Source organism: Blautia sp. ZXY-1-C6 (assembly GCF_056339875.1).
Genome location: NZ_JBWJVQ010000207.1, coordinates 1 through 9631, shown reverse-complemented (window position 1 = coordinate 9631; position 9631 = coordinate 1). Strand labels below are relative to the sequence as shown.

Genomic DNA, 9631 nt, shown 5'->3' with positions numbered 1-9631 from the left:
GCTGGAACAGGGAGAATTTCAGCCGGAAGGCTTTGAGGTAACCTTCGGGGGAGGACGGATTGACAGAGTAGATATTATGGAAGATCAGAATAAGGTGTATGTGAAGGTGATTGATTATAAAACCGGAAATACATCCTTTGACCTGGTTTATCTGTATCATGGCCTGCAGTTACAGCTGATGATTTATCTGGATGGTGCTCTGCGTGTAGAGCAGAAGAAATATCCGGATAAGGAGATTATTCCTGCGGGAGTTTTCTATTACAATATCAAGGATCCTATGATCCAGGAGAAGATAGATGCGGATGTGAAAGCAGTCAGTGCAGGTCTTATGAAAGAACTGAAGATGAATGGGCTGGTTCAGGCAGATCCGGAGCTTGTGTACAGGATGGACAGTAGCCTTGGCTCCATTCCTGTCGCATTTAATAAGGACGGAAGCTTTCGCAAAAATTCTTCTGTGGCAGACAGAACACAGTTCGCAGTGCTTGGACGGTATGTAAGGACGAAGATTGAGAAGATAAGAAGTTCTATTCTGGAGGGAGATGCAGAGGTTTCTCCCTATGAGCTCGGAAAAAAGAATGCGTGTACTTATTGTCCGTATATGACGGTATGCGGATTTGACCGCAGGCTGTCAGGATATGAATTCCGCAGACTGAAAAACTTCTCTGATGAGGAATTATGGAAAGCATTTGACAGGGAGGCAGAATAAGATGGGCGTACAGTGGACAAAGGAGCAGCAGGAGGTTATACGGCTGCGGGACAGAAATATTCTGGTCAGTGCGGCAGCCGGGTCCGGAAAAACGGCAGTACTGGTAGAACGTATCCTGAGTAAGATCACAGATAAAGAACACCCTGTGGATATTGACAGACTGCTAATCATGACATTTACAAGAGCAGCAGCAGGGGAAATGAAAGAGAGGATCTCGGCAGCTATTGAAAAAGCACTCTGTGAGGATCCCGATAATGAGCATCTGCAGAGACAGACAACCCTGCTTCATACTGCACAGATTACAACTATTGATGGTTTCTGTGCCTATATTATCCGGAATTACTTTCATCTGATCGGACTGGATCCGGGATATCGGACGGCAGATGAGGGGGAACTGAAGCTTCTGCGGGGAGATGTTGTGAAAGCACTGCTTGAAGAATATTATGCCAAAAAAGATGAAAAGTTTCAGAAATTCGTGGAATGCTTTGCAACAGGAAAGTCAGATGAAAATCTGGGAAACCTGATACAGAAATTATATGAAATGGCTATGAGCAATCCTTTTCCGCAGGAATGGCTGTCCGGGTGTATGGGTGATTACAGGATTGATTCCCTGGAAGAGTTAAGAGAGACTGAGTGGATGAGGATGCTCTGGGATGCAGTGAAGGATGAACTGCAGGAAGCGAAGCTTCTGGTGCAGGAGGCTCGAAGAATCTGCTCAGAGCCGGATGGTCCGTATCTGTATGATGAGGCACTGAGCAGTGATCTGCTTCTTATAAGAAGTCTGCAGGAACTGGCAGAGAAAAGAGATTATAATGGAACTGCAGAAATACTTATGAAACCCTCATTTGCCCGGCTGAGCACAAAGAAGGCTGCGGATGTAGATGAACAGAAGAAGCAGAGAGTGAAAGATCTCCGGGATGAGGAAAAGGGGATTCTGAAGGAACTGGGGCAGCGATATTTCCAGAGTACAGAGAAGGAACTTCTGGAAGTGATCAGATATATCAGAGGCCCCGTAGAGATGTTAGTCGAGCTGACCGCAGGATTTAAAGAGCGGTTCGGAGAGGCGAAGAGAGAAAAGAATATTCTGGATTTTACGGATATGGAACATTTTGCCCTGCAAATACTGATGACGAAAGAAGGAGAAGAAATCCATATGTCTCAGGCTGCGAGAGAGCTCTCCGCAAAGTATGATGAAGTCCTGGTGGATGAATATCAGGACAGTAACTTAGTGCAGGAGCTTCTGACAACGGCAGTATCCGGGTGGATCAACCAGAAGAAAAATATCTTCATGGTAGGAGATGTAAAGCAGAGTATCTATCGTTTCCGTCTGGCAAGGCCGGAGCTTTTCATGGAAAAATATAAAAGTTATTCCACAGAAGAAGCACAGGAGCAGAGAATTGATCTGCACAAAAATTTCCGGAGCAGGGAACAGGTTCTGGAGAGTGTAAACTTTATTTTCCGACAGATCATGGGGGAAGACCTGGGAGGGATTACCTATGACAAAGATGCGGCCCTTTATCCCGGAGCTTCTTTTCCAGAAGGAGAGTCAGAGGAATTTGTAAAGACAGAGGTTCTTCTGGTCGAGAGAGACGGAGAAGAACTGTCTGATGTACAGGACTATGAAGACGCAGGTGCATCGGGAAACCGCAGGGAAATGGAAAATCAGACCGGGCAGGAACTGGAGGCGTTGGCCATTGCACAGAGAATTAAAGAAATTGTGGGAAAAGAACAGATCGTAGATAAAGAGACGAAGGAATACCGGCCTGTGGAATACGGGGATATTGTAATCCTGCTGCGCACTGCCTATGGATGGGCAGAAACCTTCAGGGAAGTGCTGGCATCTCAGGGGATTCCCGTATATTGTACATCAAGAACCGGATATTTCTCTGCAACCGAGATTGTGACTGTACTGAATTATCTGAAGGTGTGTGACAATCCGCTGCAGGATATTCCGCTTATGGGAGTGCTTCGTTCACCGATCGTCGGATGCACTTCACAGGAACTGGCAGAGCTTAGAATACAGTATCCTGATGGTCTGCTCTATGAGAGTGTTTCGGCATATGCAGGAGAAAATGAAATCCCCGAAAAAGAACTGGATCCGGATAAGCTGAAATCTGAATTGTTAAACAGTAATCTGCGAACAGATGAAAAGAACTCTCTGAATATTAAATTAAAAGGATTTCTGAGTCTCCTTGAAAAGGTAAGAAATATGGCTGCATATACGCCGGTCCACGAATTGATCCTTTATGTGCTGAAAGAAACCGGGTATGGAGATTATGCAAGGGCACTTCCGGGAGGGGAGCAGCGTTTTGCAAATCTTACCATGCTTGTGGAGAAAGCTATGGACTATGAGAAGACAAGCTACAGGGGTCTGTTTAACTTTGTTCGTTATATCGAACAGCTACAGGCATATCAGGTAGACTATGGAGAAGTCAATCTGACAGGAGCGGGCAATACCGCAGTGGAAATCATGACGATCCACAAGAGTAAGGGACTTGAATTTCCGGTAGTATTTGTGGCCGGTATGGGAAAACAGTTTAATTTTCAGGATATGAATGCAGGTCTTTTGCTTCATCCGGAACTGGGAATAGGGGCTGATGCTATCATACCGGAGAAACGGGTGATCGCATCTTCGCTGAATAAGCAGGTGATCAGAAGACAGCTTCTGAAAGAGAGTCTGGGAGAGGAACTGAGGGTACTTTACGTTGCCATGACAAGAGCAAAAGAGAAACTGATCCTTACAGGAACAGTCGGAAAGCTGGAAAAGCAGATGCTGTCGCTGTCGCGTTTTCTGGATGAGGAAGAAGAACTGCTCCCACTGGGAACCAGAATGAAAGCAAAGAATTACTGGGCTTTTGTACTGCCTGCACTGGTGCGGCATCGGGCCATGAGTGAACTTCTGTGGGAATATGGAATCCTCATGAAGAAACAGCCGGGGATTTACGATGATATCTCTGAGTTTGTGATAAAAAAGATTACTGTCCGTCAGATGACAGAAAAGGCAGTTCTCATCCAGGCAGGAAACCAGATGCAGGAGGAATATCTGAAGAACTGGGATGAAAATAAAGTGTATGATGAGGCTGTGAAGGAAGAGATAGAGAAGAGATTTTCCTTTGCATATCCGTATAAATATCTGGAAGATATTCCGGTTAAAGTCAGTGTTTCGGATCTGAAAAAGAGAAGCTGGCATGATGAAAGTGAACTGGAAGAGAATATCAGTGTGTCTGCCGAAGAGCAGGAAGAAGAACAGGAAGCGCCGGTTCCAGCATTTATGGCAGAGAAGCAGGAAGAGTATAAGGGGGCTGCCAGAGGTACTGCTTACCACAGAGTAATGGAATGTCTGGATTATGCAGAAGCAGATACAGAGGAACAGCTTCGGGCTCAATTAAAGAGACTTCTGGAGAGCCAGAAAATGACAGAGCAGGAAGCGGAATGTATCCGGATCCGGGATATCAGGAGGTTTGTGGAATCCGGACTGGGGCAGAGGATGAAGAAAGCTGCCATGAAAAAACATCTTTACAGAGAACAGCCTTTTGTGATTCAGAGAAGTGCTTCTATGCTCGATGATGGTTGGAAGAACGAAACAGTGCTGGTGCAGGGAATTATTGATGCCTATTTTATGGAAGGGGATGAGATTGTTCTTGTAGACTATAAAACGGATAGAGTGAAGAGAGGACAGGAACAAAAGCTGATCGATCTGTATCATGTGCAGCTTGAGGATTATGCCCGGGCATTGGAGCGGATGACGGGGAAAAGAGTGAAGGAGAAGATCATTTATTCGTTTACATTGCAGAAAGAGATATTGCTGTGAGCGGAATAAAAATTATTATTGTGAATTCAAATATCCGGCAGGGATAAGCGCGTGTTATACGCGCCACCCTGCCGGATATTTGTTTTTCAGGATCTGGTTGACCAGTTTACCGAAGCCAATGGGATATCCATCTGCACAGAGGAGATGCCAGCCTTTTTTGTGAGCTGCTTCCTCGGGTTCGATATTTAAGGTTTCGCCCTTTAAATATCTGGTGATCCTTTCGTCAGAAGCGGAGAGAGAGATGACTGCTTCTGCTTCATCTTTGCGGATCGCCAGTGCAAGTGGCTGAGACGGCTCGAAGCGGTTTTTCTTCAGGTCACCGAGATAGAGACCGTTTCTTAAGAAGGTGATGCCGCGGAAGTTGTGGGCAACCGGGGGAAGATAGTAGGCTTTATCACCGCGGATTTCCACACGTTCCCAGTCAAATGGCTGACCGCAGAGGGTTTTCAGACCGATTTCGTTCAGAAATTCCTCAATTAGTGGAAATGCGTTTTTGTCCGGTTTTGTGTGAGGACGGGAGCTTTCCTTGATTGCCTGTCCTTTTTTACGGAAGAGCGCAAGGAAGTGTCCCTCTCCGTTCATTTTGTGTGGGAAAATCCGGATGCATTTGGTAAGCTCAGGATTTCCGTTTCCCCATTCAGGAACTCCATGGGAGAAGCCTTCATAATCTTCCATTTCTGCCAGTTCCATGTCAGGACGGTTTTTCAGAAGCCAGGAAACAGTTTGTTCGTCTTCTGCAGGCGCGAATGTGCAGGTAGAGTAAAGCATCAGTCCGCCGGGACGGAGCATATCGGCTGCCTGGAGGATAAGCTCTTTCTGGATTTCGGAAAGCTCCATGGATTTTTCGGGAGTCCAGTCTTTGGCAAGGGCTTCTTCCTTACGGAACATTCCTTCTCCGGAGCATGGAGCATCCAGGATGATCTTGTCGAAGAATTCGGGGAATGCTTTGGTTAACTTTGCAGGTGTTTCGTTTGCTACGAAGACATTTGGGATGCCGAAGAGTTCCAGGTTGCGAAGGAGGGCTCTGGCGCGGGAAGTGCTGATATCGTTTGCTACCAGAAGTCCCTGTCCCTGAAGTGCTGCGCCTGCTGCAGTTGCCTTGCCGCCCGGGGCTGCGCAGAGGTCCAGGACTCTGTCACCCGGCTCGATGGGGATGCGGGAGGCGGGGGTCATGGCGCTGGGTTCCTGAAGGTAGTAGAGGCCGGCCTGGTAGTATGGGCATCTGGAAGGACGGATGTCTTCATCGTAGAAGTAGCCGTTTTTGATCCATGGGATCTGACGGGTTGGAAATGGAGACAGGTTTTCGAAGTCTTCGCAGGTGATCTTGGAGGTGTTTATGCGCAGGCCGTAGGTTCGGGGAGCGCTGAAGCTAGAGAGGAATGCGGGGTATTCGTTGCCGAGCATTTCTTTCATTCGGGTGAGGAATGCGGAGTGGAGGTGTGTTGTATTTTCGTTCATAATGGGTTGGGTTCCTTTGCTGTAGTTTTGATTGGTGGGTGGGGGACGCGCAGGAAAATATATCTGTCTGAGTGCGGTTTCGGCATCTAAGATCTTCTAAGTCGGTAAAAACCTGCTAAAAGCATGGAGAAAAATGCAAAACTCGCTCCGCTGCAGGCTTCGCTCAGACAGGTTGCGATTTTTCTCCATAACGCAGATTTCTACCGGCTAAGAAGATCTAAGATGCCTGCAAATGCACTCAGACAGATATATTTTCCTGCGCTGTTTACTGAAAATGACTGTAGTATAACGTGAGGTTTATGGAATATTAAGTTTATGAAATATTATAGCAATTCCATAAAATAATGCAATCAAGACAGTTCAGCAGGACTTCACGCTATGATGGACTGGATTGTTTGCAGTAATTTATGAAATAAGAAATTGATATGTAACAATACTTTCAAATGCATTATTTATGAGGATCGCTATAGTGAACCGGAAGACGTTAAGGAGGTATTTTCAGTAAAGGTATCAATATGATTATAAAGTATAAATGATTTTTGCTAAATAGTATTGACAAAATCATATTATACATCATATAATATCGTTAACAAAACAATATTGATGTTCTGTATAGTATGTGAACAGGATGGAATAAATGTATCAGATGTGAAATGGCGTTTACCTTTGGTATAGTCTGGAGCATTTTTCAGACACGCTCTAAGACTGGATTGCAGAGATGATGCTGTCTGTACAGAACATAATTGAAACGAGGGAGTGAGCATATGGTTTTTAATACGGGTGCTGCGCTTCTGGATGCGGTTGTTCTGGCGGTTGTTTCTAAGGAGAAGGAAGGGACTTACGGGTATAAGATCACGCAGGATGTGCGTGGAGTTCTGGATGTTTCGGAGTCTACTTTGTATCCGGTGCTCAGGAGGCTGCAGAAGGATGATTGTCTGGAGGTTTACGATATGGCGTATGCAGGGCGTAACAGGCGTTATTATAAGCTGACGGACAGAGGTGCTGCGCAGCTGGAGTTTTATAAAGCTGAATGGAAAATTTATGCATCCAAGATAAGCGGGATGTTTGAGGGAGGAATAGGATGATGGACAGGGCGCAGTTTATGCAGGAGCTGGAGAAGCTGCTTGCTGATATTTCCGAGACAGAGAGGCAGGATGCCCTTGATTTTTATAATAGTTATTTCGATGATGCAGGAGCTGAGAATGAAGCTTCGGTGCTCAGGGAACTTGGAAGTCCCAAGAAGGTTGCAGCGATCATCAAGGCGGATCTGAAAGGTTCGGCAGGAGGCTATGAGTATGGAGAATATACGGAGCATGGCTATGAGGATGCCCGGACTAAAGAGAGAGGACAGATGCCTGAGAAATATGGAGAAGAGTCGGGAACAGAGAAGCGTTTTTTCAGAAAGGGGAATCAGGCGGTGCTGATCCTTGCGGTGATCCTGCTGGTTTTTATTTCTCCTTTTGTTAAGGGGGCTGTTGGTGGGATTCTGACATTTGCAGTTGGAATCTTACTGCTTCCGTTCTGGCTGATCATTGGATTGGGCATAGGTGCTATGGCTTTACTGGTTGGCGGAATTGCAGCTGTTGTGGCTGGAGCAGGGCTTTTGGCTGTAATGACCGGAACCGGGATCATGACGATAGGAATTGGATGTCTGATGATTGCTCTGGCAATCCTTATGGTATTGGGGCTGATCAGTGTCGCAGTACGTATTGTGCCGAAGTGGTTTCGGAAGATTACTGACTTTTTTAACAGGTTGCTTTACAGAAAGAGAAAGGAGGAGGTTAAATGAAGAAGTTTACAAAAGGAATGTTGATCGCAGCGGGGATTTTTGGTGCTGTGGGAATCGGGCTGACAGCTGCCGGTGGTGTTATGGGAGCCAGTATGTCGGAACTGACAGGGGTGAAAAGTCTGAAAAGGGTGCTTCTGGTGGCAGATGGGGATTATGATTATGATGACAGCGATGATTATGATGACGATGATGATTATGATGACAGCGATGACTATGACAGCGATGATTATGACGACAGTGAGGATTATGCCCGCGCTGTTGATGAGAATGAGGAAGATGGCACTGTATATCAGTTGAAGTATCAGCCCACAAAGCTGGATATAGAGCTGAAGTACGATGAGCTGATTCTGGAAGAGGGCGACAGTTTCTGTGTCAGAGTTTATGATGACAGTGGGAAGAATGTGACAGTGAAGGAGAGTTCGGATACTCTTAAGGTCAGAAGCACGAAAAAACTGTCTAAAAACAGAAAGGTGTGTATCTCCTATCCGAAAGATATTAAGCTTCAGGAGCTGGAGATTGAGATGGGTGCAGGTACTGCTTATCTGAACAGAGATATTGAGACAGAGAAGCTAAGTGTGGAGATGGGAGCCGGGGAATTTGAAAGTAAGAATCCGGTGACTGCAAGGGAGGCAGATCTGGAAATCGGAACCGGAAGTATGACATTTGCAGATCTGAGCGCCAGGAAGACAGATGGAGAATGTGGTCTGGGTGAACTGGATCTGACACTGACCGGTACACAGGAGAATTATAATTATGATCTGGAATGTGGAGTAGGAAATCTGGATGTAGGTTCTGATTCTTACAGCGGACTTGGACGGGAGAAAAGCATTTCCAATAAAGGCGCAGACAGGAAACTGGATCTGGAGTGCGGTATGGGAAATATATCAGTAGATTTCTCCGGGAAAGAGCACAGAGATTTGCAGATATCCTGAAGAGCATATACTCTGACGTGCAGAAATAAAAGTGGTATTTAACCGAATCAGGAAGTTATTCGGTGTAGAGTAAGTAGCGAAGCGGATGATTTTATCTGCTTGACTAATCTGGGTTTAAGGAGGAAATGGAACATGGGTGACAAACGTTTATACAAATCATCAGAAAACAGTATGCTTTGCGGTGTATGTGGAGGAATCGCAGAATATTTTGATATTGACCCTACGCTGGTGCGTCTGGCATGGGTGATCCTTACCTGCTTTGGCGGTGCGGGAATCTGGGCATATATCATTGCGGCAATTATTATTCCGAAAAGATAACAGAATCTCAGGATCCAATCTGTAATAGACAGAAGTTTAACCGAATCAGGCAGGCTGCGAAGCGGATTGCGAATATCCGTTTGAATGAAATACAGTATAAAAATTAAGAAAACAGCCCATACTCCAAAGAAAAGGAGTGTGGGCTGTTTTGGATAAAGAGAAGGAAATAAAAGCTTATCTTGATGGAGAATTATTGCCGGAGGTCAGAATGAAGTATGAAATTGCAGAGGAAATGGGCCTGCTGGACAGAGTATTGAGTGATGGATGGAAAAGTCTGTCTGCAAAAGAGACCGGAAGGATCGGAGGGTTGATGACGAAACGAAAAAAGAGAAATTGAAAAAATAAATGAATGATATGGGATAAACATATAACGGAATAAACTTGTTCTCCGGGCGATGATGCTGTAAAATTAAGAACAGGTATTAGAGCGTGTTTGAAAAATCATTCCCACAATCTGCACGCCCCATTTTGCGGTATATTTTGCCCGAATTCGGTTGTCGTAGCCCGCTATGACGCCCTTATTCGAACAAAATCTCCCACAAATTGTGACGCACATTTTGCAGAAAGCCTTTTTCAGACACGCTCTGGAGTAGCTAAGAAATATGGGATGGAATTAA

General features: G+C 45.5%; 9 protein-coding genes and 1 pseudogene. 8 read left to right on the top strand and 2 right to left on the bottom strand.

What is annotated here, in order from left to right:
* Together AC075J_RS12615 and addA are read left to right on the top strand one after the other, a co-directional pair.
* The coding region (locus AC075J_RS12615; protein WP_476390385.1) for a PD-(D/E)XK nuclease family protein at window positions 1-706 on the top strand (706 nt) is incomplete at its 5' end.
* A 1-nt stretch (window position 707) separates the two neighbouring features.
* Complete coding sequence (addA, locus tag AC075J_RS12610; protein WP_118569610.1) at window positions 708-4517, top strand: helicase-exonuclease AddAB subunit AddA; 3810 nt, start codon at window positions 708-710, stop codon at window positions 4515-4517.
* 54 nt (window positions 4518-4571) lie between these two features.
* Here the strand turns inward: addA and AC075J_RS12605 are convergent, their stop codons facing one another.
* Complete coding sequence (locus AC075J_RS12605; protein WP_118569611.1) at window positions 4572-5975, bottom strand: RsmF rRNA methyltransferase first C-terminal domain-containing protein; 1404 nt, start codon at window positions 5973-5975, stop codon at window positions 4572-4574.
* Between the two features lie 764 nt (window positions 5976-6739).
* Here AC075J_RS12605 and AC075J_RS12600 point away from each other — a divergent pair.
* The 5 genes from AC075J_RS12600 to AC075J_RS12580 all read left to right on the top strand — a co-directional run bounded on the left by AC075J_RS12600 (window position 6740) and on the right by AC075J_RS12580 (window position 9351).
* A complete protein-coding gene (locus AC075J_RS12600; RefSeq protein ID WP_020993548.1) occupies window positions 6740-7060 on the top strand; it encodes a PadR family transcriptional regulator in 321 nt (106 codons plus the stop codon).
* The gene (locus AC075J_RS12595; protein ID WP_227567427.1) at window positions 7057-7764 is read left to right on the top strand and encodes a DUF1700 domain-containing protein; all 708 of its coding nucleotides are present in this window, start codon (window positions 7057-7059) and stop codon (window positions 7762-7764) included. The genes AC075J_RS12600 and AC075J_RS12595 overlap by 4 nt, the downstream gene beginning before the upstream one ends.
* Window positions 7761-8696, top strand: a complete 936-nt coding sequence (locus AC075J_RS12590) for a DUF4097 family beta strand repeat-containing protein (RefSeq protein ID WP_227567428.1) — start codon at window positions 7761-7763, stop codon at window positions 8694-8696. Before AC075J_RS12595 ends, AC075J_RS12590 begins: the two co-directional genes overlap by 4 nt.
* A gap of 132 nt (window positions 8697-8828) precedes the next feature.
* Window positions 8829-9014, top strand: coding sequence for a PspC domain-containing protein (locus AC075J_RS12585; protein ID WP_008706626.1), 186 nt, complete (start codon window positions 8829-8831; stop codon window positions 9012-9014).
* 148 nt (window positions 9015-9162) lie between these two features.
* Window positions 9163-9351 (top strand): alpha/beta-type small acid-soluble spore protein, encoded by a 189-nt coding sequence (locus AC075J_RS12580; protein ID WP_118331398.1) that lies wholly within the window; start codon window positions 9163-9165, stop codon window positions 9349-9351.
* A gap of 72 nt (window positions 9352-9423) precedes the next feature.
* Here the strand turns inward: AC075J_RS12580 and AC075J_RS12575 are convergent.
* A pseudogene (locus AC075J_RS12575) lies at window positions 9424-9531 on the bottom strand (DUF6783 domain-containing protein); the annotation flags it as partial.
* Here AC075J_RS12575 and AC075J_RS12570 point away from each other — a divergent pair.
* A partial coding sequence (locus AC075J_RS12570; protein WP_476390386.1) for a DUF6783 domain-containing protein occupies window positions 9490-9631 on the top strand: 142 nt, incomplete at its 3' end. The pseudogene AC075J_RS12575 and the gene AC075J_RS12570 sit on opposite strands and share 42 nt — an antisense overlap.